This window comes from Halorubrum sp. DM2, assembly GCF_901686465.1.
In the GTDB taxonomy this organism is placed as follows: domain Archaea; phylum Halobacteriota; class Halobacteria; order Halobacteriales; family Haloferacaceae; genus Halorubrum.
The window spans coordinates 97,392-122,130 of sequence record NZ_LR594487.1 but is presented as its reverse complement, the minus strand read 5'-3'; the positions used below and the strand labels follow the sequence as shown (position 1 = coordinate 122,130).

The 24,739-nt window shown below is 69.9% G+C and carries 27 protein-coding genes; 8 read left to right on the top strand and 19 right to left on the bottom strand.

Going from position 1 to position 24,739, the window contains the following annotated elements; genetic code table 11:
* Window positions 1-56: 56 nt before the first annotated feature.
* The 4 genes from QOL69_RS00620 (at window position 57) to QOL69_RS00605 (ending at window position 2,429) form a co-directional block, all read left to right on the top strand.
* A complete protein-coding gene (locus QOL69_RS00620; protein ID WP_048078143.1) occupies window positions 57-548 on the top strand; it encodes a chemotaxis protein CheW in 492 nt (163 codons plus the stop codon).
* A gap of 141 nt (window positions 549-689) precedes the next feature.
* Entirely contained in the window at window positions 690-1,385 is a 696-nt protein-coding gene (locus tag QOL69_RS00615; RefSeq protein WP_283401631.1) for an RAD55 family ATPase, read from the top strand.
* A complete protein-coding gene (locus QOL69_RS00610; RefSeq protein ID WP_283401630.1) occupies window positions 1,385-1,777 on the top strand; it encodes a DUF8057 family protein in 393 nt (130 codons plus the stop codon). Before QOL69_RS00615 ends, QOL69_RS00610 begins: the two co-directional genes overlap by 1 nt.
* A gap of 43 nt (window positions 1,778-1,820) precedes the next feature.
* A complete protein-coding gene (locus tag QOL69_RS00605) occupies window positions 1,821-2,429 on the top strand; it encodes a DUF7504 family protein (protein ID WP_283401629.1) in 609 nt (202 codons plus the stop codon).
* Between the two features lie 52 nt (window positions 2,430-2,481).
* Here the strand turns inward: QOL69_RS00605 and QOL69_RS00600 are convergent, their stop codons facing one another.
* A complete protein-coding gene (locus tag QOL69_RS00600) occupies window positions 2,482-3,072 on the bottom strand; it encodes a hypothetical protein (RefSeq protein WP_283401628.1) in 591 nt (196 codons plus the stop codon).
* 131 nt (window positions 3,073-3,203) lie between these two features.
* Between QOL69_RS00600 and glmM the strand changes: the two genes are divergently transcribed.
* The gene (glmM, locus tag QOL69_RS00595; protein ID WP_283401627.1) at window positions 3,204-4,568 is read left to right on the top strand and encodes a phosphoglucosamine mutase; all 1,365 of its coding nucleotides are present in this window, start codon (window positions 3,204-3,206) and stop codon (window positions 4,566-4,568) included.
* Window positions 4,569-4,946: 378 nt separating this feature from the next.
* Here the strand turns inward: glmM and QOL69_RS00590 are convergent, their stop codons facing one another.
* The 11 genes from QOL69_RS00590 to QOL69_RS00540 all read right to left on the bottom strand — a co-directional run bounded on the left by QOL69_RS00590 (window position 4,947) and on the right by QOL69_RS00540 (window position 12,065).
* On the bottom strand, window positions 4,947-5,645 hold the full coding sequence (locus tag QOL69_RS00590; protein WP_283401626.1) for an Sjogren's syndrome/scleroderma autoantigen 1 family protein: 699 nt from the start codon (window positions 5,643-5,645) through the stop codon (window positions 4,947-4,949).
* Window positions 5,646-5,743: 98 nt separating this feature from the next.
* Window positions 5,744-6,175 carry an iron-sulfur cluster assembly scaffold protein gene (locus tag QOL69_RS00585; RefSeq protein WP_283401625.1) on the bottom strand — a complete coding sequence of 144 codons (432 nt, stop codon included), beginning with the start codon at window positions 6,173-6,175 and terminating at the stop codon, window positions 5,744-5,746.
* Window positions 6,176-6,248: 73 nt separating this feature from the next.
* On the bottom strand, window positions 6,249-6,668 hold the full coding sequence (locus tag QOL69_RS00580; protein WP_283401624.1) for a thioredoxin family protein: 420 nt from the start codon (window positions 6,666-6,668) through the stop codon (window positions 6,249-6,251).
* A gap of 96 nt (window positions 6,669-6,764) precedes the next feature.
* Window positions 6,765-7,481: a helical membrane plugin domain-containing protein gene (locus QOL69_RS00575; protein WP_283401623.1), complete on the bottom strand. Its 717-nt coding sequence runs from the start codon at window positions 7,479-7,481 to the stop codon at window positions 6,765-6,767.
* A gap of 1 nt (window position 7,482) precedes the next feature.
* The gene (locus tag QOL69_RS00570; RefSeq protein WP_283401622.1) at window positions 7,483-8,628 is read right to left on the bottom strand and encodes an NAD(P)/FAD-dependent oxidoreductase; all 1,146 of its coding nucleotides are present in this window, start codon (window positions 8,626-8,628) and stop codon (window positions 7,483-7,485) included.
* Window position 8,629: 1 nt separating this feature from the next.
* Window positions 8,630-8,872 (bottom strand): sulfurtransferase TusA family protein, encoded by a 243-nt coding sequence (locus tag QOL69_RS00565; protein ID WP_048078138.1) that lies wholly within the window; start codon window positions 8,870-8,872, stop codon window positions 8,630-8,632.
* A 171-nt stretch (window positions 8,873-9,043) separates the two neighbouring features.
* Window positions 9,044-9,295: a DUF7542 family protein gene (locus QOL69_RS00560; RefSeq protein WP_048078137.1), complete on the bottom strand. Its 252-nt coding sequence runs from the start codon at window positions 9,293-9,295 to the stop codon at window positions 9,044-9,046.
* A gap of 72 nt (window positions 9,296-9,367) precedes the next feature.
* Window positions 9,368-9,583 (bottom strand): CbaC protein, encoded by a 216-nt coding sequence (locus QOL69_RS00555; RefSeq protein ID WP_283401621.1) that lies wholly within the window; start codon window positions 9,581-9,583, stop codon window positions 9,368-9,370.
* Window positions 9,580-11,370, bottom strand: a complete 1,791-nt coding sequence (locus QOL69_RS00550; protein WP_283401620.1) for a b(o/a)3-type cytochrome-c oxidase subunit 1 — start codon at window positions 11,368-11,370, stop codon at window positions 9,580-9,582. The genes QOL69_RS00555 and QOL69_RS00550 overlap by 4 nt, the downstream gene beginning before the upstream one ends.
* On the bottom strand, window positions 11,367-11,882 hold the full coding sequence (locus tag QOL69_RS00545) for a cytochrome c oxidase subunit II (RefSeq protein ID WP_048078135.1): 516 nt from the start codon (window positions 11,880-11,882) through the stop codon (window positions 11,367-11,369). The genes QOL69_RS00550 and QOL69_RS00545 overlap by 4 nt, the downstream gene beginning before the upstream one ends.
* A 6-nt stretch (window positions 11,883-11,888) precedes the next feature.
* Window positions 11,889-12,065, bottom strand: a complete 177-nt coding sequence (locus QOL69_RS00540; RefSeq protein WP_195155808.1) for a hypothetical protein — start codon at window positions 12,063-12,065, stop codon at window positions 11,889-11,891.
* Window positions 12,066-12,163: 98 nt separating this feature from the next.
* Between QOL69_RS00540 and QOL69_RS00535 the strand changes: the two genes are divergently transcribed.
* Together QOL69_RS00535 and QOL69_RS00530 are read left to right on the top strand one after the other, a co-directional pair.
* Window positions 12,164-12,364, top strand: a complete 201-nt coding sequence (locus QOL69_RS00535) for a DUF8131 family protein (RefSeq protein WP_048078134.1) — start codon at window positions 12,164-12,166, stop codon at window positions 12,362-12,364.
* A gap of 74 nt (window positions 12,365-12,438) precedes the next feature.
* Window positions 12,439-14,850: a heavy metal translocating P-type ATPase gene (locus QOL69_RS00530; RefSeq protein ID WP_283401619.1), complete on the top strand. Its 2,412-nt coding sequence runs from the start codon at window positions 12,439-12,441 to the stop codon at window positions 14,848-14,850.
* Between the two features lie 443 nt (window positions 14,851-15,293).
* Here QOL69_RS00530 and QOL69_RS00525 read toward each other — a convergent pair whose 3' ends face one another.
* The 5 genes from QOL69_RS00525 to QOL69_RS00505 all read right to left on the bottom strand — a co-directional run bounded on the left by QOL69_RS00525 (window position 15,294) and on the right by QOL69_RS00505 (window position 19,284).
* Window positions 15,294-15,536 (bottom strand): Rdx family protein, encoded by a 243-nt coding sequence (locus tag QOL69_RS00525; protein ID WP_048078132.1) that lies wholly within the window; start codon window positions 15,534-15,536, stop codon window positions 15,294-15,296.
* Window positions 15,537-15,593: 57 nt separating this feature from the next.
* Window positions 15,594-16,676 carry a sensor histidine kinase gene (locus tag QOL69_RS00520; protein WP_283401618.1) on the bottom strand — a complete coding sequence of 361 codons (1,083 nt, stop codon included), beginning with the start codon at window positions 16,674-16,676 and terminating at the stop codon, window positions 15,594-15,596.
* A gap of 91 nt (window positions 16,677-16,767) precedes the next feature.
* Window positions 16,768-18,171: a heme o synthase gene (locus tag QOL69_RS00515; protein ID WP_283401617.1), complete on the bottom strand. Its 1,404-nt coding sequence runs from the start codon at window positions 18,169-18,171 to the stop codon at window positions 16,768-16,770.
* A 148-nt stretch (window positions 18,172-18,319) separates the two neighbouring features.
* Window positions 18,320-18,772, bottom strand: coding sequence for an FAD synthase family protein (locus QOL69_RS00510; RefSeq protein ID WP_283401616.1), 453 nt, complete (start codon window positions 18,770-18,772; stop codon window positions 18,320-18,322).
* Complete coding sequence (locus QOL69_RS00505; protein ID WP_048078129.1) at window positions 18,769-19,284, bottom strand: Mov34/MPN/PAD-1 family protein; 516 nt, start codon at window positions 19,282-19,284, stop codon at window positions 18,769-18,771. Before QOL69_RS00505 ends, QOL69_RS00510 begins: the two co-directional genes overlap by 4 nt.
* A 117-nt stretch (window positions 19,285-19,401) precedes the next feature.
* Here QOL69_RS00505 and QOL69_RS00500 point away from each other — a divergent pair, with 117 nt between their 5' ends.
* The gene (locus QOL69_RS00500) at window positions 19,402-21,348 is read left to right on the top strand and encodes a Hef-associated nuclease (protein WP_283401615.1); all 1,947 of its coding nucleotides are present in this window, start codon (window positions 19,402-19,404) and stop codon (window positions 21,346-21,348) included.
* Between the two features lie 28 nt (window positions 21,349-21,376).
* Here the strand turns inward: QOL69_RS00500 and QOL69_RS00495 are convergent, their stop codons facing one another.
* Window positions 21,377-23,155 carry a phospholipase D-like domain-containing protein gene (locus tag QOL69_RS00495; RefSeq protein WP_283401614.1) on the bottom strand — a complete coding sequence of 593 codons (1,779 nt, stop codon included), beginning with the start codon at window positions 23,153-23,155 and terminating at the stop codon, window positions 21,377-21,379.
* Window positions 23,156-23,209: 54 nt separating this feature from the next.
* A complete protein-coding gene (locus QOL69_RS00490) occupies window positions 23,210-24,577 on the bottom strand; it encodes a HEAT repeat domain-containing protein (protein WP_283401613.1) in 1,368 nt (455 codons plus the stop codon).
* Between the last annotated feature and the right edge of the window lie 162 nt (window positions 24,578-24,739).

Sequence of the window (24,739 nt, the reverse complement as noted above, 5' to 3'; positions counted from 1 at the left end):
TCACCCCTGATAATTCAGGGGACACGATTATTTGTCGGTTGACCGCAGGTACGGGCATGGCAGCCACAGAGGCGAACACGGAGTCGACGGCGGACGCCGAACCGACCAAGGTGTTGGAGTTCGGCCTAGGTGACGGGACGTACTGTCTGGACATCGGCGTTATCGACGAGATCGTCGACGCCGGCGAACTCACGCGGATCCCGAACTCGCCGGATCACGTCGAGGGCGTGATGGACCTGCGCGGTCGGACGACCACGATCGTCGACCCGAAGACGCTGTTCGACATCGACGAGGAGGGCCCCCGAGAGCGCATCGTCGTGTTCGACGACAGCGAGATCGACGAGGGCGGGACGGTCGGCTGGATGGTCGACGAGGTGTTTCAGGTCCGCGACGTCGCGCCCGAGGACGTCGACCAGAGCACCACCGTCGAGGAAGAGGGCGTTCGCGGCATCGTCAAGTCCGACGACCGCTTCGTCGTGTGGGTCTCCCCGGACGTGGACGACGAGCTGGCGGCCGAACTCGACGACGTCGAGGCCGCGGAGGCGTAGGCGGCGCTGGGAAAACGCCGAGACGACGCAGTGCCGACGAGGTGATTCGGGGGACGTCGGCGAACCGAATCGAGGATATCGGTTCTCACCCGTGAGAACCGGGTGACAACGCTTATCAGCCGTCCAACGGGTTGCGTACGTATGCGCGTCTCAAGCGGCGTCCCGGGGTTCGACGACCTCGTCGACGGGGGGTTCCCCGAGGACCGTCTGTACGTTGTGAGCGGTCCGCCCGGGAGCGGCAAAACGACCTTCTGTGCGCAGTTCGCGGCTCAGGGCGCTCGAAACGGCGAGGACGTGCTGTACATCAGCATGCACGAGACCAAATCGGGGATCCGCGAGGACATGAGCGGCTACGACTTCGGGTTCGACCGCGCGCTCGACTCCGACCGCGTCACGTTCCTCGACTCCTTCTCGTCGGACGGCCGGCGCTTCTTCGGGCTGCCCGGCGACCGCCGCGACCGGTCCGGCGTCACCAACCGCCTCACCGGGTTCATCAACTCCCGCGACATCGACCGGGTCGTCTTCGACTCCACCATGCTGTTGCGGTTCCTCTTAGACGACGACGAGGACACGATGATCCAGCTGCTCTCCTCGCTAAAGCGGACCGACGCCACGACCCTTCTCATCTCCGAGATGACCGATCCGAGCGCCTACTCGGAGGAACACTACCTCGCGCACGGCGTCGTCTTCATGCACAACTACCTCGAGGACGAGGGGATGCGCCGGGGCGTTCAGGTGCTGAAGATGCGTGGGACCGATATCGACACGGACATCCAGGACGTGGAGTTCACGGACGGCGGGCTCCGGATCGGCTCGGCGGCGACGGTGACCCACTGATGTACGACCGCACGTTCGGCACGGAGTGGGACGACCTCTCGCGGGAGGAGGCGATAGAGCGCGCCTTCGCGTTGGGCGTCGCGGCCGGGGTCGACAGCCCCCGCCCCGACGAGCTGGATCGGGTGTTAGAGGCGTTCCCGGGGAGCTACGACCGGATCATCGTGGAGCTGGCGTACGACGAGGGGCGAACGAAGGCGCTGGAGGCGAAAGCGGAGCGGGACGACCCCGACGACGAGGCGGTGTGGGACTCCCTCGTCGACGGTCTCGGAGCGCCGCGCGAGTCGCCGGTTCCCGCGGCGCTGCCCGGCGCGATACGCGAACTGACACTCACCGAGCGGCCGCGGGAGGGGCCGCCGTCCTCGCTCGACCTCCCTTCCATGCTCCGAAAGTGATCCCTCGGAAGGGTTTTACCCAACACTCTCTCACGTTCACCAAATGACTGTGCTTCCCGACGCTGTCCGCGGTGCCGACAGCGTCCTCATCAGCGGTCCTCCGATGAGCGGGAAGTACGACCTGTTCAACCGGCTGCTTGCGGCCTGGTCCGACGGTCCGGTCGTGATCTCGACGGGGCGGACCGCGGAGAAGGTCCGCGGCGACTACGAGGAACTCACGGGGAAAGCCGGCGACGACGTGGTCGTCATCGACTGTGTCACCCACGAGCAGGGCGACAAACGGGAGGACACGCCGACGACGAAGTACGTCGCGAGCGCCGGCAACCTCACCGACATCGGGATCAAGTTCACGGACGTCGTCGAGTCCTCCGCCGGCCGCGAACGCGCGGTCGGGATCTACTCGCTGTCGCAGCTGCTCATGTACTGGGACCCCGAGCGGATCTACCAGTTCACCCGAGTAATGACCTCCCAGACCTCCGGCGAGGGATGGCCGTTCGTCGGCGTCCTCGGCTCGACCGCCCACGACGAGCAGGTGGTCCACACCCTCCACGAGCCGTTCGATACCGTCGTCGAGACCCGGGTTGACGACGACGCGCGGGAGTTCCGCGTCCGCGACCGCGTCGGGCAGCCCTCCGACTGGCAGCCGTTCTGATCTGACCCGGCGGAGCGCGCGGACGGCGGCTCGACGAGGTGCGAGCCCGACGTCAGCCGACCAGTTCGAACTCCACGCCGATCGGGGGGCCATCGACCAGTCCCCAGTAGACGAACCGGTAGGTTCCGGGGCCGAGTTCCGGGCAGACCGTCAGTTCGACATCGGGCACCGCCGAGGCGATGGCCTGCTCGTCAAGGTCGATCGACCAGTTGTACACGCCGCTCGAATCGAGCGTCTCCTCGGACCGGGGGAGTTCGACCGTCTCTCCGGTCGTCGATCCCCGGATCTCGATCCAACCCGTCTCGGTCTCCCGCTGGATCGAGTAGGCGTGTCGGCCGAGCGCGGTCGCGGGGCCGTCGCCGGTGTTCCGTAACACGAGGCGGAGCGACTGGCCGTATGTCTCGGAGTTCCCCTCCGAGGACAGTTCGAACGTCGTCTCGCCGGCCTCGACGACCGTCTCCTCGACGTCGCCCTCGAAGGGCTGATCGAGCCGGACGAAGTTCTCGTTCTCGCAGGTCAGCGTCGCCGGCGTTCCCTCGGGTCCCTGCGGGCCCTCGCCCGCCGCGAAGTCGAGACAGCCGGCCGCCGCGACAGAGAGCGCGAGCGCGCTCCCGGCGAGCGCGTCGCGTCGGGTGTGGTCCATACCGGATCGAGGAACGCCAGCGGCATGAACCGCACGCGTCGGCGCAGACGGTCGGCGCGCCGAGCGCGTCGGGGACCCCTCGGCCGGGGCGGTTCGGAACCGCTTTCCCGTCGGCCGCCGGATTGCTCGGCATGGAGCTGTTCGGATCCAGCGGCATCCGCGGGGTGGCCCTGCGGTATCTCACGCCCGCGCTGGTCCTCGACATCGCGAAGGCGGCCGGGACGGTGTGGGACGCCGACCGCGTCGCCGTCGCGCGCGACACGCGGACCACCGGCGAGCTGTTCGCGAACGCGGCCGCGAGCGGGCTCGCCGCGGTCGGCTGCGACGTCGACCGGCTCGGCGTCGTCCCCACGCCGGCGGTCGGTAACTACTGCGAGTCGGCCGGGGTCCCAGCGGTCCTCGTCACCGCCTCGCACAACCCGCCGGAGTTCAACGGGATCAAGCTCGTCGGCGACGACGGCGTCGAACTCTCGGTCGACGTGTTAGAGCGGATCGAGCGTCGCGTCCTCGACGACGAGTACGACCGGGCCGACTGGCGAGACGCCGGGGCGACGACGCCGATAGAGGGGGTCGTCGACGACTACGTCGACCAGCTGATCGACGCGGTCGACCGCGACGCGATCGCCGACGCCGACCTCACCGTCGCGGTCGATCCGGGGCACGGCGCGGCCTCGGTGGCCTCCCCGCGGATTTACCGCCGGCTCGGCTGCGAGGTGCTGACCGTGAACGCGACCCCGGACGGGCACTTCCCCGGCCGCGACTCCGAGCCGGTCTCAGAGAACCTCGCCGACCTCCGGCGGCTCGTCGCGACCTCCGACGCCGACGTGGGGATCGCCCACGACGGCGACGCGGACCGGGCCGTCTTCGTCGACGAGACCGGCGAGTTCGTCGACGGCGACACCTCCTTCGCGGCGATGGCGGACGCCTGTCTCGAACCCGGCGACGCGGTCGTCAGCGCGGTCAACGTCTCCCAGCGCCTCGTCGACGTCTGCGCCGACAACGACGCCGACCTCGAACTGACCCCCATCGGCGCGACGAACATCATCACCCGGACCCGAGACCTCCACGGAGAGGGGACGAACGTCCCGATTGCGGGGGAGGGAAACGGGGGCGTGTTCTTCCCGCCGTACCGGCTCTCGCGGGACGGGGCGTACATCGGTGCCCGGTTCCTCGAACTGCTCGCGGCCGCGGACGGCGCGCCCGTCAGCGAGGTCGTCGCGCCGTACGCCGACTACCACTTCGTGCGGGCGAACGTCGAGTACGAGGACGACGACGAGCGCGACGAGATGCTCTCGGCCGCGCGGGCGTACGTCGAGACCGCCGACGCGGAGCCGAACACGACCGACGGCTACCGCCTCGACTACGGCGACGCGTGGGTGCTCGTCCGCCCCTCGGGAACCGAACCGAAGATCCGGATTTACGCCGAGTCCGCCGACGCCGACCGCGCCGAGCGGCTGGCGACAGACATGCGAGTCGCCGTCGAGAGCGGCCGATAACGACACTGTTTATGACTGAACTGCGGTGGCGCGTGCCTCCGAGCGGTCGCCCCCGGCGACCGCGAGGAGCGCCGCGCGAGGGAGTCGACCGGTCGGAGCAACGCGGAGACCGGTCGACGAGGCTGGGGTGGTGTGAGGTGCGGGGCGGTGCTTTGCGGGGCGGGACTCGAAGGGGCAGCCGCGAGGACGCCGCAGGCGACGCAAGGACCACAACGAGGGAGCGGAGCGACCGAGTGAGGACCGCAGCGAGCGTGCGGCGTCCTCGCGGCTGGGGCTTCGGCGGTCTCGGTCGATGTGTCAGAAACGACTACGTAGCAGCGATCGGCTGGACCCGCGAACGCTCACGTATTACCCGCGTCCGTTCGCTTATAACTAGCCTCAGTCTAACGCCGCGAGCGCCTCGGCCGCCTCGCGGGCCGCTTCGAGGTGGTCGCGGGCGCGCCGCGGGTCGTCGGTCTCCTCGGCGGCGCGAGCGAACCGAGTCAGCGTGCGCGTCAGCGACGCGCGAGCGGCGTCGATACCTCCCGCGTCGTCGGCCGATCCCGGGGACGCGGACCGACTGGACTCGGGGCGTCGAGATCCGGAGCGTTCGGGCTCGGAGGAGCGAGATGGCGCAGCGGCCGGGGGTGAAGGCGGCGATTCGCCGCTCCCTGACGCGCCGGAATCGACCGCCCCGACGCCGGAACTGACCGCCTCAACGCCGGAATTGGAGCGCGCCGGCTCCGCCGCGTCGGCGGGAGTTGCGGCGTCGCTGACAGCACCGGCGTCGGCCGCGTCGACGCCGCCTTCCGGGGCCGCGTTCGCGCCGGCGGGGGACTCGGTGGCGGCGTCGGCCGGGGTCTCACCCGCGTCCGCGCCGGGGGCCCCACCGGCCTCGTTCCCGCAGGTCGGACAGAACTCGCGGCCGTCGTGGCGGAATATCGGGTCGCCGCAGTTGTCGCAGTGACGGTTCGTCATCGTCGCGCCTTTCAAGAGGAGCTCCGACATCCGCTGGGTGTGCTCGCGCTTCTGTTCGTCGTCCGCGAACTTCTCACGGAGCTTCTCGCGTTCCGCCTCCTTGTCGAAGCCGTCGCTCATGGGCGGACGAACGTGGTTCGCGGGCAAAAGTCCGGTGGGGTCGGGACGAGGAGTCGCCGACGCGCGCTGGCCGCGACCGGCTACTCCTCGGTGGCCGGCTACTCCTCGGTGACCGTGCGGTCGTCCGGATCGTCGGGGTCGAGTTCGCCGCGGTGGATCTTCGCGCCGTCCTGTGCGACCTGTCGGCCTAACACCGCGCACTTCACGCGCATCGGCGAGATATCGACGCCGAGCATCTCGGTGACGTCGTCGGTGTCGAGCGCGTCGAGTTCGTCGACGCCCATCCCGTGGAGCCGCTCGGAGAGCATGCTCGCGGAGGCCATGGAGATGGCGCAGCCGTCGCCGGTGAACCGCACCGCCTCGACTGCCTCTCCGGCGTCGTCGAGCTGGACGTCCATCCGGATCGTATCGCCACAGGAGGGGTTCTCGCCGACGTGCGTGAAGTCCGGATCCTCGAGTTCCCCGTAGTTGCGCGGGTTCTTGTAGTGGTCGAGGATCTGCTGCCGGTACATGTCCGAGCCCAGTCCCATACTGCCTCCGAGTAGGCCGCTCCGGCTCAAAAGGGTTCCGTCGGTTTGAACGCCGACCGTAACTGGCGACGGTTCACCCGCTCCGGCCGCCGGTCTCCGCCGCGTGCTCGTCGACCCACGCCGCCAGCTCGTCGCCCGGGACGAACCCCTCGGCGCGCCGCGCGACCGGTTCGCCGTCGACGAAGAGCACGAAAAGCGGGACGCTCCGCACGTCGAACCGCTCGACGAGCGGCGGATCGTCGCGGGGATTGATCAGCCCGACCGACACGTCCGCGTCGACGCCGCGGGCGACGTTACCCAGCACCGGTTCCATGCTGGCGCAGATACCGCAGCCGTCGGTGTAAAACTCCACGAGCGCCACGTCGGCCTCGTCAACGAGGGCGTCGAGGGCGTCTTCGTCGGCCAGCGAGACCGGTCGCGCCGGCTCCGACGCCGTCTCGACACCTAGGGCCTCGGAACCGTCCGCGCTCTCCGACGTAGTATTGGTGTCCACACACATTATTGTCCCCCAACACGGATAAACGCTCGCGTCGGCCGGGAGTTCGGAATCGGACCGCGAGCCGACCGTGAGCCGGCGTCCACGGACCGCTCACTCCTCGGCGGCCTGACCGCGCTCGCGGCCGATGGCCTTCGCGACCGCGAGCAGGTAGCCGACCCCGTACTTGACTTCGGGGTCGCGGACGCCACGGGCGAGCCCCACGGCGCCGACCGGCTGCGGCTCGCTCCGCTGGGCCGCGCCGACGCCCTGAAGCAGCGTCGCGAGCCCGTCGCGGGCGTCGCCGTCCGCGGCCGCGTCCGCGACCTCGCCGAGCGAGGATCCGGTGGCCGCGAGCGAGCGGACCATCTCGTCGTCGAGCGCGGCCGTCGCGAGCGAGCCGACGCCGCCGAGTTCGGCCAGCTCGTCGAGCGTGCCGCTCCGCTGAAGCTCGATCAGCGTCTCGATCGCCTCCCGGAGGTCGTCGCCGTTCTCGCCGACTGTCGCCGCGAGCCGCGCCGTCTCGTCTGTCGCTAACCCGTCGGCCGACTCCGCGAGCGTCGACGCGGTGCCGGCGAGTTCGACGGCCATCTCGTCGGTGAGCGCGCCCTCACCGAGCGCGACCACGTCGAGCAGTTCGTTGACCGCGTCGAGTCGGTCGACGAATCCCGCGACCGCCTCGGGGTTCTCCGCGACCACGGCAGCCAGCTCGTCGCGGTCGAGGTCGGCGGGATCGAGCGCCTCCTCGTCGCCTCCCGCCTCCGCGTCGGAACCGGTGTCGCCTCCGGTCCCGGCGTCGGTCCCGTCGTCGGGGCTCCCTTCGCCCGCCATCTCAGAGCAACCCCCGTGCGGTGAGCCAGTAGGACTCGTTGTACGCCAGCTTCGACCAGTGGAGCTTCTCCGAGGGCGTCGCGGGCGACGGCGGCCGCTCGTAGTCGAACTCGACGAACGAGGCGGCGTCCATCCCCGTCTCGATGAAACAGAGCGTCTTCCCGTCGTACGTCGCGGTCGCGGGCCGCCCGCGGACCTCGCTCGCGAGCCGCTCCGCCACGACGCCCGCCTGATAGTGGGCGACACTGCCGGCCTTCGGCACGCCGGTCACCGCGGCGTCGCCGAGGGCGTACACGTCGTCGGCTCGTTCGGCCTCCAGCGTGTGCTTGTCGACGTCGACCCAGCCGCGGTCGCCCAGCCCCGCCTCGTCGACCACGTCGACGCCGCGGTGCGGCGGAATCGCGGCGAGGAGGTCGTAGTCGAGTTCCGTCCCCTCCATGGAGGTGATAGTCTTCGCGTCGGGGTCGATCGACTCGGCGTTGAAGAACGTCTCCGTGTCGATGTCGCGCTCCGCCATGATCGGCTCGGCCCACTCGCCGATGTGGGGGTTGCCGTGGACCCGGTTGATCGGATACGTGTACGTGACGTCGACGTCGTCGCGGAGCCCGCGCTCGCGGAACCAGTCGTCCGCCATGAACGCGAACTCCAGCGGCGCGGCGGGACACATGTGCGGCGTCCCGACGACGCTGAGGACGAGGTGCCCCTCGGTCATCGAGAGCAGTTCGTCCCGCAGGTCCAGCGCGCCCGACTCGGAGTAGTAGTCGTGGCTTCCCTCCGAGAGTCCCGGGACCTCGTCGGCCGCGAGCGTCGAACCGGTCGCGACGACGAGGTGGTCGTACGCGAGGGAGCCGGTGCCGTCGCGGAGCGCGAGCGCCTTGTCGTCGGTGTCGATCTCGGTCACCCGATCGATCACGAGGTCGACCCGGTCGTCGACTAGGTCGGAGAGCGGTCGACGCCCGTCTGCGGGCTCTCGCTGGCCGAACGCGACGTACAGCCACACCGGCTTGTACACGTGGTCCGGATCGTCGTTGATCAGCGTGACCTCGACGTCACCGGCGTCGATCTCCGGGGCGAGCCGCTCCGCGAGGTCGTTCGCGAGCACCGTCCCGCCCGTGCCACCTCCGAGGACGGCGATGCTGTGGCTCATCTCACGCGACCTCCACGTAGAAGTCGTAATCGTCGCCCGACTCGTCGACCGCGAGCAGTTCGTTGTCGGTCTCGCCGACCCACTCCGAGACGTCGGTCAGCGACTGATCGTTGTCGCTCAACAACGCGATCACGTCGCCGGAGTTCGCGGACCGGACGCGACCGATGAGGTCCATCAGCGGGCCGGGACAGGCCGCCCCGCGGGCGTCGACCGTGTCGGTGGGTTCGATGTCGATGTCGGACATGAGTTACAGTCGACCGTTCGACCGCTACGAGAATAATATTGTACTACAATCCCACTATAGTAGAATTCTATATGGTGATATATATGCCCCGAGCCGATCGCGGGCTCCGTGAGAGTTTCGAGGACAGCGCCGACGGGACCGCGACAACGGAGATTCCGACGCCGGCGAACGCTACGAGTCCGGCTCCGGCGGCGTCGGACGGACGAGCGGGGAGTCCCCGTTCGCACACTCGGGACGGCCGCAGACACCGGCGTCGGCACCGGCCTGCGAGACGCCCGAATCGAGCGATTCGATGGTCCACTCGACCTCGTGACCGGTCGTCGACTCGTGGTCGTTCACGGCGACGCGGGCGTCGCGGAGCCTGTCGTGGGTCGTCGCGAGCGAACAGTCGCGACACTGAACCGTGACGCGTGTCCCGTCCATACGATTGTCTTGCGTTACGCAAACATAACTGTCGCGGTCGGGACGCTAACGCGGAGAAAGGGACCGAGACCGCTACGCCGGGTCGTCCCCCTCTGGCTCGGTCCGCCACCCGCCCATCAGCGAGACGTACCAGACCACCGCGCCGGCGAGGACGAAGACGGCGGCCATGTAGGGGATGATCGGCAGTTCGACGCCGACGAAGTCCAGCACGGTCCGCATCTCGTAGACGATCACGCCGAATATCGCGAGCGTCACGAGCAGCCCGCCGCGGCTCACGTCGACGCTCATCGGACCACCTCGACGAGCGACGCCGACGCGTCGCCGACCGCGCCGAGCAGCGGCGCGGCGGCGTCCGCGAGCGCGTCGAACACGGGCGCGACCCACACCGGGTACGTGCCGACGCCGGGACCGAGCAGCCCGCCGCGGTTGATGATCGCCGCCAGCGGGAGCGCGTACGCGAGCACGACCAAGACGAGCGCGATGCTCACCCAGAGCCGGAGGTTATCGAGCACGCGCGGCGCGTCGTCGGGCCCGGACAGGGCCGGCGGCAGCGTCTCGCCGAGGCCGGCGACCTTCGGGTTCCCCATCGTGAGGAGGAGGTTTCCGATGAACAGGATCGTCGAGACGAAAAGCAGCGTCCCGCCGATCGCGATCTGGACGTTCAGCTCCTCGAACCCGCCGAACATCGACGCGTACTCGAACCCGGCGTACTCGGGTTCGGCGGTCCGGCGCGGCACGCCCATGATCCCCTGCGCGTGCATCGCGTTCGACATCAGCGCCATGCCGACGAACCAGACGACGACCTGTACCAGTCCGATCGTGCGGCTGTAGATCGGCTTGTTCGAGATCTGCGGCCAGATCCAGTAGGTGGCGGCCATGAACGTGAGCGCGACCGCGGTCCCGACGGTGAGGTGGAAGTGGCCCGGGACCCAGATCGTGTTGTGGATCATGTAGTTGATGTTCATCCCGGCGTTGACCATACCGGAGAAGCCGCCGGCGGCGAACATCAGTCCCGCGAGCATCATCCCGGTGAACGCCGGATTCCGCCACGGGAGGTCGGTGAGCCAGCCGAGCAGGCCGCTCCCGCCGCGCCGCCGCGCGCCGTACTCGACGCTCGCGACCACCGTGAACGCGGTGAGCAGGCTCGGCAACAGCAGGAACATCGTGTTCGTCATCGAGATGAACTTGAACCCTTCCGCGATCCCCGGGTCCAGGTACTGGTGGTGGATCCCGACCGGGGTCGAGAGGAGCAAGAATAGGACGAACACGACGCGCGCGAGCGGGTCGCTGAACAGGCGTCCCCCGGCGATCTTCGGCAGCACGGTGTACCACAGCAGGTACGCCGGCATCAGCCAGAAGTACACCACCGGGTGGCCGAAGAACCAGAAGAGCGTCCGGGTCAGCGTCGGGTTCACCTGATCGATCAGGCCGAGCGACCACGGGAGCAGGAAGATCAGCACGGAGGCCGCCACGGCCGAGGAGGCGATGTACCACATCGCCATCGTCGTCAACACCATGAACGTCTGGAGCGGGATCCGCTCGTCGGGGTGGTCGCGCTTCCACGCGAGCCACGCCCGGAAGAAGTCGGCTCCGGCGATCCACGAGCCGACGATGAACACGGCGAGGCCCGCGTAGAACATCGGGTGGGCCTGAAGCGGGGCGTAGAACGTGAACAGCACGTCCGCGCTCATGTCGATCGAGTCGACGAAGCCGGCGAGGATCGACACGCCGGTCATCGTCATCCCGACCGCCATGATGGCGTACCATGTCCACGTGACCTTCGTGTTGACGAGCGGTCGATCGAGGCTCCGCACGACCGCCCAAGTGAACAGGCCGACGAGGAAGAACGTCGTGAAGCTGATCGCGAGGAACACCCCGTGTGCGGTCAGAACGGTGTAGTAGTCGCTCGACGGGATGATCCGCGCCACGTCGGTCCGGTGGAGCGTCTGGACGATTCCGAGGGCCGCGCCGATCACTAACGCGAGGAAGGCGCTGAGTAGGGCGGCGCGGACGATCCGCGCTTCCTCGGGGAACTTGTCGGCGAAGGTCCGGTCCGCCTCGATCGCCTCGCTCATTCGCCGTCACCCCCGCTGGTCCGCTCTTCGTACTGCGCCTGACTGACGACGTTCACTTTCCCCTCCATGACGTGGTGACCGGCACCGCAGTACTCGTTACAGACGATCCCGTACTCGGCCGGGTCGTCCGTCTCGACGGTGATCTCGGACACCTCGCCGGGGATGACCATCGTGTTCGCGTTCGTGCCGGCGACCTCGAACCCGTGTGTCACGTCCGCGGACGTGACGTAGAACGTCACGGTGCTGTTCTCCGGGACAACGATCGGGTCCGGCTGGAAGCCGTACTGCCGGGCGACGACGTACGCCGCGTACTCGTTCTCGCCGATCTGTTCGACGCGCGGTTCCGAGAACCGTTCGTCCTCGTCGAGCGCGCCGGGATCGATCGTCGGCTCGGTGTCGCTCACCATCGCGATGCCGGGACCGACCGCGCCGTACGTCACGGTGCCGATGAGGGCGAGTATCAAAGCGATCGAGAGCGCGAGCCAGAGTTTCTCGTACGCGTGAATGTGCATGTCTGATCACCCCACAACGATGAGGTCTCGGCCGAGGAACTCGATGTAGTAGATGTACACCCACGAAAGAACCAGTATCGCGAAGTATATTCCGATGAGCGTGAGAGTTCCAATCGGATCGAACTCCTCGGTGTCACCGCTCACGTCGTCTGTGGGAGCGTGTGCGGTCTCGTTTTGACCCATGGACCGCGCTTATCGGTAATAGACTATATAACGTGTATTCGTTCTCGAAGCGTGAAAACACGGGTATTATATATTTTCGGGGAGCCGATAGTTTCGGTATGGACTTCTCGATCCAACAGGCCGTCCTCCTAATCCTCGGCGGGCTCATCCCCGCGGTGGTGTTCATCGCGGACCGGTCCGAGGTCTTCGTGGCGGTCTCGCTTGTGAACGTGTTGCTCATCTGGGTGAGCCTCCGGATCGCGACCGGCGGCAGCGTGCCGGGGATCAGCGGCGACGACACGGAGCCGGACCGGGCGTAATCGACCCGGACGCGACGAGGAACCGCCAGACTCGGTCCGCGAACCGTCCCGTGCGGCACCGGACGCAACCACACATGTCACACTGTACGCTCTGTGATCTCCCGGTCGGGGACGACCCGCACGTCGCCCCCGACGTCGACGGCGAGTTCTGCTGTCAGGGGTGTCTCGCCGTCGCGCGCTCGCTCGACGACGTGGACGACCTCGACGAGGTAGAGGAGCGACGACCGGACGCGACGCCCGACGACGAGTTCGACGGCGAGACGACGTTCCTCCACGTCGACGGGATGCACTGCGCGACCTGCGAGTCGTTCCTCGAGATGACCGCGGGCGAACAGGAGGGGGTCGCGGCCGCGGAGGCGAGTTACGCGACCGACACGATCCGGGTCGATTACGACCCCGACGCCGTGAGCGCCGAGGACCTCCCCGACCGGCTCTCCGTCGCCGGCTACACCGCGAGCGACCGCGCCGACCCGGAGCCGGACTCCGACGACGTGGCTGTCGTGCGGTTCCTGATCGGCGGCGGCTTCTTCGGGATGATGGCGATGCTGTGGTACGTCCTCTTCCTGTATCCCACCTACTTCGGCTACGACCCGATCCTCGATCTGGGAGGGGTCACCGGGACCTACCTCTTCGCGCAGATCTGGGTGTTCACCTCCATCGTCCTGTTTTACACCGGCTACCCGATCCTCCGCGGGGCGTACGTCAGCCTGCGGGCGCGACGGCCGAACATGGACCTGCTGGTGTCGCTCGCGGCGGGGAGTTCCTACGCCTACAGCACGCTCGCGCTCCTCGTCGGCCGGACCGACCTCTACTTCGATGTGACCATCGCCGTGATACTGGTCGTCACCGCCGGCAACCACTACGAGTCGGTCATCAAACGCCGGGCGACCGGACTGCTCTCCGACCTGACAACGGCCGAGGAGCGAACCGTGCGGACGGAGGCGGGCGAGAGCGTCGCCGCCGACGCCGTCGACCCCGACGACCGACTCCTCGTGCGCCCCGGCGAGCGCGTGCCGTTCGACGGTATCGTCGTCGAGGGGACCGCTGCGGTCGACGAGGCGCTCGTCACCGGCGAGTCGCTGCCGGCGACGAAGCGCGAGGGGGACGCGGTCCGCGGCGGCACCGTCGTCACCGACGCACCGGTCGTCGTCCAAGTTGGCGAGGACGCGACGAGTACGCTCGACACCCTCGTGCGCCTGCTGTGGGAGATCCAGAGCTCTCGGTCGGGCGTCCAGCGGCTCGTCGACAAACTGGCGACGGTGTTCGTCCCGCTGGTGCTTGCGGTCGCGGTCGTCGGCGCGGCCGCCACCCTCGCGCTCGGCTCGCCGCCGGTCGACGCCGCGCTCGTCGGGCTGACGGTGCTCATCGTCTCGTGTCCGTGCGCGCTCGGACTCGCGACCCCGCTCGCGGTCGCCGCCGGGATCCGCGACGCCGCGCGGCGGGGGATCGTCGTCGTCTCCGACGCCGTCTTCGAGGCGGCCGCCGACGTGGACACCGTCGTCCTCGACAAGACCGGGACGCTCACCGACGGCGAGATGCGGCTGCTCGACGCGACCGCCGAGGCGGGAACGTCCGTCGACCGCGTCCGAGAGCGCGCGGCCGCCGTCGAGCGCGCCTCGGTCCACCCGGTCGCCGAGGCGATCGTTTCGGGAGTGGCGGGAGGCGACCGAGACCGCACCGGAGACCGAGCGGCGGCCGACGGCGGGGCCGCGACCGCGGAGTCGACCGAGTCACCCGACGGTCCCACCGCGGCCGACGTCGACGTCCTCGACCGCGGGGTCGTCGGACGGGTCGACGGCGACGAGGTCGTCGTCGGCCACCAGTCGCTGTTCGGGGAGCGCGGCTGGCCGGTCGGCGATCGGCTCCGCGAGGCCGGCGCGGCCGCCCGCGACCGCGGGAACGTCCCTGTCTACGTCGGCTGGAACGGGCGGGTTCGCGGGGTCCTCACCGTGGGTGACGAGGTGCGCGAGGGCTGGGAGTCGGTCGTCGCCGACCTCGACGCGGACGGCCGGCGGGTGGTCGTCCTCACCGGCGACGCCCCCGCTGCCGCGCGGCAGTTCGCCGACCACCCCGCGATCGACGAGGTGTTCGCCGAGGTGCCGCCGGAGGCGAAAGCCGAGACGGTCCGGCGGCTCGGGGCGGACGGCCCGGTCGCGATGGTGGGGGACGGGAGCAACGACGCCCCAGCGCTCGCCGCGGCCGATCTCGGGGTCTCGATCGCCTCCGGCACCGACCTGGCGGCCGACGCCGCCGACGCGGTGCTGCTGGAGGACCGGCTCTCCGCGGTCCCGGAGCTGTTCGCGGTCACGCGCGGGACGAACCGGCGGCTGAAACAGAATCTCGGCTGGGCGTTCTGCTACAACGCGGTCGCGATCCCGCTGGCCCTGTCCGGCGCGCTCAACCCGCTGCTTGCGGCGCTCGCGATGGCGTCGAGCAGCCTCCTCGTGGTGACGAACTCCGCGAGAGCCGTTTATAAGGGCGACTGAGACGGGGCGGTGGGGGGTGAAGCAGTTTAAAAATGGACGGTGGCGCGCGCCTGCGAGCGTGCCGCCGAAGGCGGCCGCGAGGAGCGCCGCGCGAGGGACGCCGCGAACGCCCGAAGGGCGTGAGCGGCGAGGCTGGGGAGGCGTGAGGCTGCGGTTGCGGTGCTGGGCGGGACTCGAAGGGGCAGTCGCCGGCGGCGAAGCCGCCGGCTGCCCGAGGCGCGTAGCGCCTCACTGCCGCGGGGACGAAGACGCGCGATGTAAGCACCGCAGCGAGGGAACGAAGTGACCGAGTGAGGCGCGCAGCGAGCGCATCGAGTCCTCGCGGCTGGGGCTTCGGCGGTCACACTCACAACGGGATCAGCAGCGTATAGCCGAGCGGCTGGGGCTTCGGCGGAGTCCCTCGTCGGTCCGTGCGATACTGATTATAAAAGAACGACTGCGTACTACGCCGCTGCGCCGACGTACGGCTTGACCGCCCGGACGATGGCGTCCACGTCGTACTCGTCCTCCTCCTTGTCGAAGACGACCTCGTCGGCGGCGCGGACGACGAACACGCCGGCGTCGCCCGTCACCAGCGCGACCTCGTCGATCGACTCCCCGAACTGCTTGAGGATCGCCTCGGAGACATCCTGAGCGCGGTTCAACATGCCACACGGGACGCAGTACTCGATTTCGACGCGTGTCATATACCTCGCTTGGCTCCGAGCGAACTTAAATTGGGATCCGGATCGGCGGACCGCTCCCTACGTCGACCGCTCGACTCCGTCGATCTCGAACCGCGCCCCGCCGGCCGCCCCCTCCGTGACCCGTATCTCCCAGCCGTGGGCCGCGACGATCCGGTCGACGATCGCGAGGCCGAAGCCGGTTCCGCCGGCGGCGGACGTGTACCCGGGGTCGAAGACGCTGTCGCGGTCGTCGGCCGGGATTCCAGACCCGTCGTCCTCCACGTAGAGTCCGTCGCGGCCGTCAAGCGTCCCGACGCTGACGGTCACGCCTTCGCCGCCGTGTTCCACGCTGTTCCGAAAGAGGTTCTCGAAGACGTGCGAGAGGCGGTCGGGGTCGGCCCGGATCGTCGCCGTCCCCGGCGTTTCGAGCGTCGCGTCCCGCGTGTCGACCCGTTGCCAGCAGCCCTCGGCGCAGGTCGCGAGGTCGATGTCTTCGGTCTCGTCGACGGTCTTTCCCTGTCGGGCGAGCGCGAGGGTCTCGTCGACGATCGCCGACATCCGTTCGAGCGCGTTCTCGATCGCCTCGAGGTGCTCGTCGTCGGGATGCTCTCGGCGCGCGAGGTCCAGACGCCCGGCGGCGACGCTGAGCGGGTTCCGGAGGTCGTGTGAGACGACGCTCGCGAACTCGTCGAGTCGGTCGCGCTCACGCTGGAGTTCGTCCCGGCGGACGCGGGCACGCTCCGCCGCGACCTCCCGGTCGATTGCCCGGGCCTCGAAGACGCCGATCGCGAGTCCGATCCCCCCACCGAAACCGATCGCCCATCGAGTCCAGCCGACGACCTGAAACGTCGTCGCCGTCGGGATCGCCGCCATGAATCCGAAGTTTATCAAAAGGAACCCGACTGCCCCCGCGGAACACCAATAGCCGATCCGAGAGTACCGGTCGACCGACGGGCCCGACGTCGGAATCTGATAGACTGCGTATCCGATACCTGCGAGGATGACAACGGAGGAGACGGTGCCGGTCCAGTACCCGGCCGGTGCGGTGACAGCCCCGAGCGCGAGGAGTACCCCTTCCGCAACGAGAGAGACCGCAAGGAAAGTCCCGAGGCCCCACACCGGCCACAGTAGCCGCCCGCCGGCAGAGAAACGATTATTCATTTGACTATAGGGCGTATCAATGAAGACATACTTAAGATAAACTGTAGAGCGGGGATCTCGCCGAGACTACGTGAAAGTACGAGCCGACGGCTCAGACTACCAGCGCGTCGAGCACGACCGCGAACAACAGCAGGCCGAGGTAGGCGTTCGAGGCGTGGAACGCGCGGAACGCCGCCCCTTCGGTCTGCTCGTAGTGGAGCCGAACGACCGTCCAGAGGAAGACGGCCCCGACGGCGACCCCGACGACGGCGTACAGCGCGCCGAGCGGGTCGGCGGCCGCCGCGAGCGCCACCGCGGCGACCAGCGTCGCGCCGAGGTACCAGAGGATGTGGCGGCGCGTCGTGGTCTCGCCGCGGACGACGGGCATCATCGGGAAGCCGCCGCGCTCGTAGTCGTCCTTGTACGCTAACGCGAGGTTGTAGAAGTGTGCGGGCGTCCACAGGAAGATCACCGCCGCGAGCAGCAGCCCGCCGCCGCCGACCTCGCCGGTGACCGCGGCCCAGCCGATGAGCGCCGGGAGCGCCCCGGCCGCACCGCCGATGACCGTGTTCTGGACCGTGTTGGGCTTCAGGAGGAGCGTGTAGACGACGCTGTAGAACGCGATCGCGACCAGCCCGAGCACCGCCGTTAGCGGGTTCACCGTCCAGAACAGCCCGAGCGAGACGAGCGTGAGGAGTCCGCCGAACGCGAGGGCGTGCGAGACCGGCACGAGGTCGGTCGCGAGCGGGCGGTCGCTGGTCCGCTGCATCCGCTTGTCAACGTCGCGTTCGAGGACGTGGTTGAACGTCCCCGACGCGCCGACGGCGAGCGCACCGCCGACGAGCGTCGCCGCCACGACGCCGGGCGTGAACCCGGACCCGCCCGCGAGCGCCATCGCCGCCGCGGCGACGAGACAGAGCAGCCACATCAGGCGCGGCTTCGTCAGCCGGAAGTACGCCGCCGCGGTCGCCTTCAGCCGCGGGAGCGTCGCGGTCGGGAGGTCGGGTTCGGGGGCGTCCTCGACCGGCGGGAGGTCGTCGGTCCCCGGCTCGAAGTCGTCGGGGGCGTCGTCCGGATCGCCGGTCTCGCTCTCCAACCACCACGCGAGCGCGGCGAGGACGGCACCGAAGATGCCGACGCCGAGGAGGAGGTGCGCCGAGGCGAGCGGGCCCGGAAGGTCGCCGACCGCCACGAGCGCGCCGACCCCCGCCTGAGCGGGGTAGACGACGAGCGCGGCGAGGAGCGCCGCTCTGACCCGACGGTCCGCGCCGTCCCACCACGCGAGCGCGGCGGAGAGGGCGACGAGGAGGCCGACGGCGACCGCGAGGACGCGGTGGCCGAGGGCGATCCAGCCCGCGGTCGACGCCGGGAGGGCGGCACCGTTCCCGCAGGCGGGCCAGCCGCCGCAGGCGGTCGCCGCCTCCGTGAGAGAGGTGGTCGCGCCGACGACGACGAGCAGGTATACGCCCATCGCGGCCGCGGCCAGCACCGCGGGGAATCTGTCGGGGATGTTCACTCACCTCGATTTGGGAGTCAGTCCATTTAGATGCCGCGCTTCCGCCCCCATCGCCCCTGCCGCCTCCGTCGCCTACCGGCGAGCGAACCGATCCGACCGTCCCACGCCGGGGTCTCGGGCGGGGGCGCTGCGTCCGACCGCCGGCGGACTACGATGAGGATGCGTCCGACCGGCCGCCCCGCTCCCGGAGGATCCGGTCGACGATGTCGCCGCTGGAGAGCAGTTCCTCCTCGTACTTCCGCTCGCGGCCCGACGCGCGCTCGACCCGGCAGTCGATACCGCGCTCCGCGAGCGCGTCGGCGATGTCGCTCTCGTCGTGGTGCTGGTCGAATCCCAAGACGATCACGTCGGGGTCGAGCCGCTCGATGGGAACGAACACGTCCTCGGGGTCGCCGAGGTGCGCCTCGTCGACCGCGTCGAGCGCGGCGACCATGTCGCGGCGCTGACGGGCGCACAACACCGGCGCGGGCTTGTGCGTGACGTTGGTGCGGCGGGCGACGATGGCGTGGAGTTCGTCGCCGCGGGCCGCGGCGTCTTCGAGGTAGTGGACGTGGCCGGGGTGGAGCAGGTCGAAGGTCCCCTGCGCGACGACCCGGGTCATCGGAACCACGAGAGGAAGCCGCCGTCGTCGCGGTCAGCGAGCTCGCGGTCGATGTCCTCCTGCGTGAAATCGAAGAAGTGCTCGTCGGGCACCTCCACGTCGAGCACGTCGAGGGTGGTCTGTCGGCCCTCGTTGTCGAACGCCTTCCAGTCGCCCCATCCGTAGGGAGCGCCGACGATGATGTGGACCTCTCCCTGTCCGAACGTGGCGAGGTCGGCGTCGCTCGGGCGCAGCGCGCCGTTCGGGTGCGAGTGGACCGAGCCGACGGCGCGCATGTCGTTCGGCTTCATGTGGCTGCGGACGCTGGCGCTCGTCGGACTCGACTCCGTCCCGGGGATGACGAGGACGTCGGTTATCACCTGCCCGTCCCGGTCGAGGTCAAGCTTCCGGGCGTCGTCCGCGCGGAGGAACCCCATGTACTCGTTGGGGTGCGTCTCCTCGCTCGCCTCGAGGACGAAATCTAGGGTCTCTCGGGCGATCCCGAGGAGCTCGTCCGAGCGGAACAGTCGCATGGGCGAGACAAGTCGCCGTCGCCTCATAGGGGTTCCGGACCGCGGGACTCGGAGGCGGCGTATCCCTCCGAGCGGCGAGAGAACAGGCTTAACACCGGCCGTTCCCGAAAGACCTCCATGAGCGAAAACACCGCCGGAGGTTCCGGCACGCGAGGCGATTCGAGCCTCGAACCCGACGCCGACGCGGCGGAGGGGGCGGCCGACGACCGGCCGACCGTCTACGATCTGGCCCCGGACTGTACTCTCGAAGACGCCGCAGTCGACGCGCTGTACCACGCCGAGGTCAACGGCGTCGTCGACTACGGCGTCTTCGTCGACCTCTCCGACGCCGTGAGCGGGCTCGTCCACGAGTCGAACCTCGACGGCGACTACGCGGTCGGCGACCGACTGGTCGTCCGGCTCACCGAAGTGAAGGAGAACGGCGACGTGGCGTTCGACGACGTCGACCCCGACGACTACCGCACCGAGACCGTCGCCCACGAGCCGACGGTCTCGCGGGTCCGCGGGCTCGCCCCGGGCGACGAGGTGACCGTCGAGGGCGAGGTCGTCCAGGCGAAACAGACCGGCGGCCCGACGATCTTCGCCGTCGCGGACGCCTCCGGCGTCCTCTCCTGTGCCGCCTTCGAGTCGGCGGGCGTCCGGGCGTACCCCGAGGTCGAGGTCGGCGACGTGGTCCACGTGTCCGGCACGGTCGAGACCCGCGAGAACGCCCTCCAGCTCGAAGTGGACTCGCTGACGCGGCTCCCGGACGAGCGCGCCGCTGAGGCCCGCGAGCGCTACGAGGCGGCCCTCGACGAGCGCGCCGAACCGACCGACGTCGACCCCCTCGTCGAGTGGGAGGCGTTCGAACCGATCCACGAGGACCTCCGCGAACTCGCCCGGCTCCTCCGCCGGACCGTGCTCGCCGGCCGTCCGATCCGCGTCCGGCACCACGCCGACGGCGACGGGATGTGCGCCGCGATCCCCGTCCAGCTCGCCTTGGAGAACTTCGTCGAGGAGGTCCACGGGGACCCCGACGCGGCGCGACACCTGTTCAAGCGGCTCCCGAGCAAGGCCCCGTACTACGAGATGGAGGACGTCACCCGCGACCTGAACTTCGCGCTGGAGGGCCGGGCCCGTCACGGCCAGAAGCTCCCCTTCCTGCTGATGCTCGACAACGGGTCGACCGAGGAGGACGTGCCCGCCTACGAGAACCTCGCGCACTACGACATCCCCATCGCGGCCGTCGACCACCACCACCCCGACCCCGAGGCGGTCGAGCCGCTGCTCGACGCCCACGTCAACCCCTACCTCCACGACGAGGACTACCGGGTCACCACGGGGATGATGTGCGTCGAGCTCGCCCGTCTCATCGATCCGTCGATCACCGAGGAGCTCGAACACGTGCCGGCGGTCGCCGGGCTCTCCGACCGCTCGAAGGCGGAGGCGATGGACGACTACGTCGCGCTCGCCGAGGACGCGGGCTACGACGAGTCCGACCTCCTCGACATCGGCGAGGCGCTCGACTACGCCGCCCACTGGCTCCGCTACTCCGAGGGGAAGACCCTCGTCAACGACGCCCTCAACGTCGGCTGTGACGACGAGGAGCGCCACGAGGAGCTCGTAGAGTTCCTCTCCGAGCGCGCCGAACGCGACGTGGAGCGCCAGCTCGACGCCGTCGACGACCACGTCGAACACGAGCGGCTCGCCTCCGGGGCGCACCTCTACCGGATCGACTTGGACGAGTACGCTCACCGGTTCACCTACCCCGCGCCGGGGAAGACGACCGGCGAACTCCACGACGCGAAGGTGAAAGAGACCGGCGACCCGGTCATCACCATCGGCTACGGGCCGGACTTCTCCGTCCTGCGCTCGGACGGGGTCCGGCTCGACATCCCGAACATGGTGACCGAGCTGAACGAGGAGCTGCCCGAGGCCGGCGTCTCCGGCGGCGGGCACCTCGTCGTCGGCTCGATCAAGTTCGTGAAGGGACGCCGGAGCGAGGTGATCGAGGCGCTCGTCGCGAAGATGGCGGACGCCGAGATCGACGAGGCGCTCTCCTCGACCATCGCGCTCGACGACTAACCGCGGCGACTCCGCCCTCGGTCCCGCTTCACCCGACCGCGATCTCCCGCCGAGCGACGGCACCGGCTCCCGCGAGCGCGACGCCGAACCCGGCGAGGAGTCCGATCGGCAGGTGGACCCCGCCGCCCCGCCAGTCGGCCGCGTACACCCGGGCGTAGAAGTCCGCCACGGACTCGTTTTCGACCGCGATCACCACTTCGCGGTTGTTCGTCTCCGCGCTGGGATTCCAGTTGAGACTCCCGACGACCGCCGTGTCGTCGACGACGATCCCCTTCGCGTGGACCTTCCCGAACCGACCGCGCGGCGCGGCGAGGTCGACGGCGATCGGCTCGTCCGCGAGGGCCTCAGAGAGGTTGCGGTTCGCCTCCCGGTCGTACCACGCGTCCGAGAGCAACAGGTGAACGTCGACGCCGCGGTCGGCCGCGCGCCGGAGCGCGCGGACGATCCGGTCGTCGGGGCCGCCGACGCGCGGCACGATCGCGAGGACCCGCTCGTCGGCGGCGTCGATCCGCGCGACGATCCGGTCCGCCGCGTTGCCGGGCGCGGTCAGCACGGTCACGTTCGCGGCCGCCGGCTCCGCCGGGGCGTCGAACCGGGTCGGGTACGAGCCGTTCGCGCGCCCGCCCCCGTGGAACTCGGCGTCGGCGCGGAACTCGCGCCACGGGCGGGCGTCGTGCGCCCGGAAGTCGGCGACGAACAGGGCCGCCAAGTCGTCCGCGACGGTCCCGTTGCGCGCCGTCTTCGCGCCCCCTTCGGCGTCGATGCCGCGTTCGGCACCGACCCCGGTATCGACGCCGCCCTCGACGAACACTCCCCAGCCGCGGTTGCTCCGTCCGCCCGTGCCGGACCGCTTCCAGTTCTCCGTGAGCACGACGGCGTCGTCGTCCGCGACCGCGTACTTCGGGTGGTGGAAGCGGAACCGCTCGACCTCGCCGTCGAGGATCCGCACCTCGACGCCGGCGGCGGTCAGTCGGTCGAGCAGTCGCGCGCTCCGCGCGGAGAACCCGCCCACGGGCGAGCCTTCGAGCAGGACGCGGACGCGGACCCCGCGGTCGGCGGCCGCGACGAGCGCGTCCGCGACTCGCTCGGAGGTCAGCGTGTAGCCGGCGACGAACAGGCGGTCCTCGGCGGTCCGGAGCTGCTCGACCGGGACGCCGGGGCTGTCGGGGAGGACGAAGGGCGTCACGGCCGCGTCCGCGGTCCGCCTCGGCGGGCGTGGCTCGTAGCCGCGCGGCCGCCACTCGCCCCACTCCGCGCGCCAGCGGTGCCCCTCCGGCGCGCGGTCGTAGTCGACGACGGCGACGGCCGTTCCGTTCCGGCGGAGCTCGATCCGGTCGCCGGACGCAGAGAGCGGGAAGTAGTCGTCGAGCGCGCGGAGCTGCGTTGGACCGTGGGTTGCGCCCGCCGCCTCGTCGTCGAGCAGCGGCGTCGCGTTCGCGGGGTCCATCGACAGCGCGACGACGCCGCTCGCGTTCGCCGGAATCGCCGCCTCGTAGTAACCGTCGGAGAGCGACCAGTTCCCCCGCTCGGGGAGCCTGACGACGAGGTACTCGCCGCGGTTCTCGGCCGCCGTCGGGTTCGGGAACAGCTCGACGATCCGCGGCCGTTCCGACACGAGCGTCAGGTTCTCCGGGTCGTCCCCGGACCTCGCGACGCCCGCCGGGTCGGCTGCTCCGTCCCTCGGGCCGGGCTGGGCGTCGCCGGCGGTCGCAGCCGGCGCGGCGGCCGCGAGGACGAACAAGCCGAGCGCGACGGCGACGGCGCTCGCGACAGAGGCGCGTCGAGTGGTAGAGGGCGTAGCCGGCACGCGGGGTCTGCCCGCGCTATCGAACAAAAGGGGTCGTTCGAATTCGGGTCGGTGTCAGGCCGTCGCCGCGGGCTCGGTCTCGTCGTCGAGCGCGTCGCGCGCCTTCTCGCCCTCGGTCGAGACGATGAAGGAGCGTTCGTCGGCGTACTCGGCGGCCGCTTCGAGCGCCTCGCGGGTGCCGATCTGGCGGAGCGCCCAGCCGGCGGCCGCGCGGACGTCGTCCGACGGGTCGGTTTCGAGCGCGTCGGCCAGCGGGTCGACGGCGCGGGTGTCGCCGATCAGGCCGAGCGCGCGGGCGGCGTGCGGCCGGACCAGGTCCTCGGTGTCCCCGTCGGGGTCGAGCTGGTTCGCGAGCGGCTGGACGGCCTCCGTCGCCCCGATCTCGCCGAGCGCCTTGAACACGGCCTTCTGGAGCTGCGGGTTCGAGTCCTCGTCGACGTACTCGACGAGGGTGTCGGTCGCCTCCGCGGCCGCCATCTTCCCGAGAATCCGGATCGCGGGTCGGTCGCGCTTCTCGGCGCGACCGAGAATCTCCTCGACGGACGCCTCGCTTTTCCCGCGCTTGCCCATCCGCTCGAACGCCTCCAGACAGTGCCGCTCCATGAACTCGGACTGTAGGGAGTCGAGCGCGAGCAGGATCATGTCGACGTTGCCCCGCGCCTCGTGTTCCTTCAGCGCGGCCCACTCGACCGGGAAGTCCTTGTAGTGGCCCAGCACGTCGTAGTACCCCTGCGCGCGGAGCTGCTCGTGGGTCTCGAGGTCGTCCCACTCCTCGGCGTCGTCGAGTCCGGCCTCCAGCTCGTCGGTCGCGTCCAGCAGCGCGGCGATGTCGTCGGCGTCGTCGTCCGCGTCGAGGTCGGCGTCGGCGACCGCCTCGGCGACGGCGTCGAGCGCCGCGACGAGGTCCGCGATCTCGTCGCCGTCGGGACCCCCGTCGGCGTCGACCGTCTCGGCGGCCCTGTCGACGAACGACGCGACCGCGGCCGCGACGTCGTCGTGGCCGTCCTCGGTCCACTCGGTGTCCTCGATCGTTCCGGCGGCGGTCTCGATCGCCTCGACGACGTCCTCGCCGTAGGGGCCACGGGCGTCCTCGACGCCGTCGCGGACCTCCGCGACGCGGTCTTCGAGGTCGCCCCGGGGGTCGTCGGCGTCCTCGTCGTCCTCGTCCGGCTCGGGGAGGTCCGCGTCCTCGATGCCGGTCTCCGCGTCGTCCAAGAGCGCCTCGACGTCGTCGAGGTCCGCCTCCGTCTCGGCGGCGTCGAGGCGGTCCGCGATCTCGTCGAGGTACTCGGTCAGGGACTCCTCGGTCGGGTCTTCGGGGAGCGTCGGGGCGGCCGTCTCCGCCGACTCGCCGGCGTCCCCGCCGTCGTCCGCGGCGTCGGCCTCGTCGGCGTCCGCCGGGTCGTCGTCGCCGTTGCTCATATACCACGAACTCCGCGCGTAGTCCATTAAGAGGTTTCCCTTCGCGGCGGCTGGGGGCCGCGCGAAAGGAGGTTGAAGGAGCGCTCGCGTTCGGCCCGCCGGCCGTCGCTCCGGCGCGACGATCGACGGCCGACGCCCGGATCTGAGAGTCGTGTTCACGAC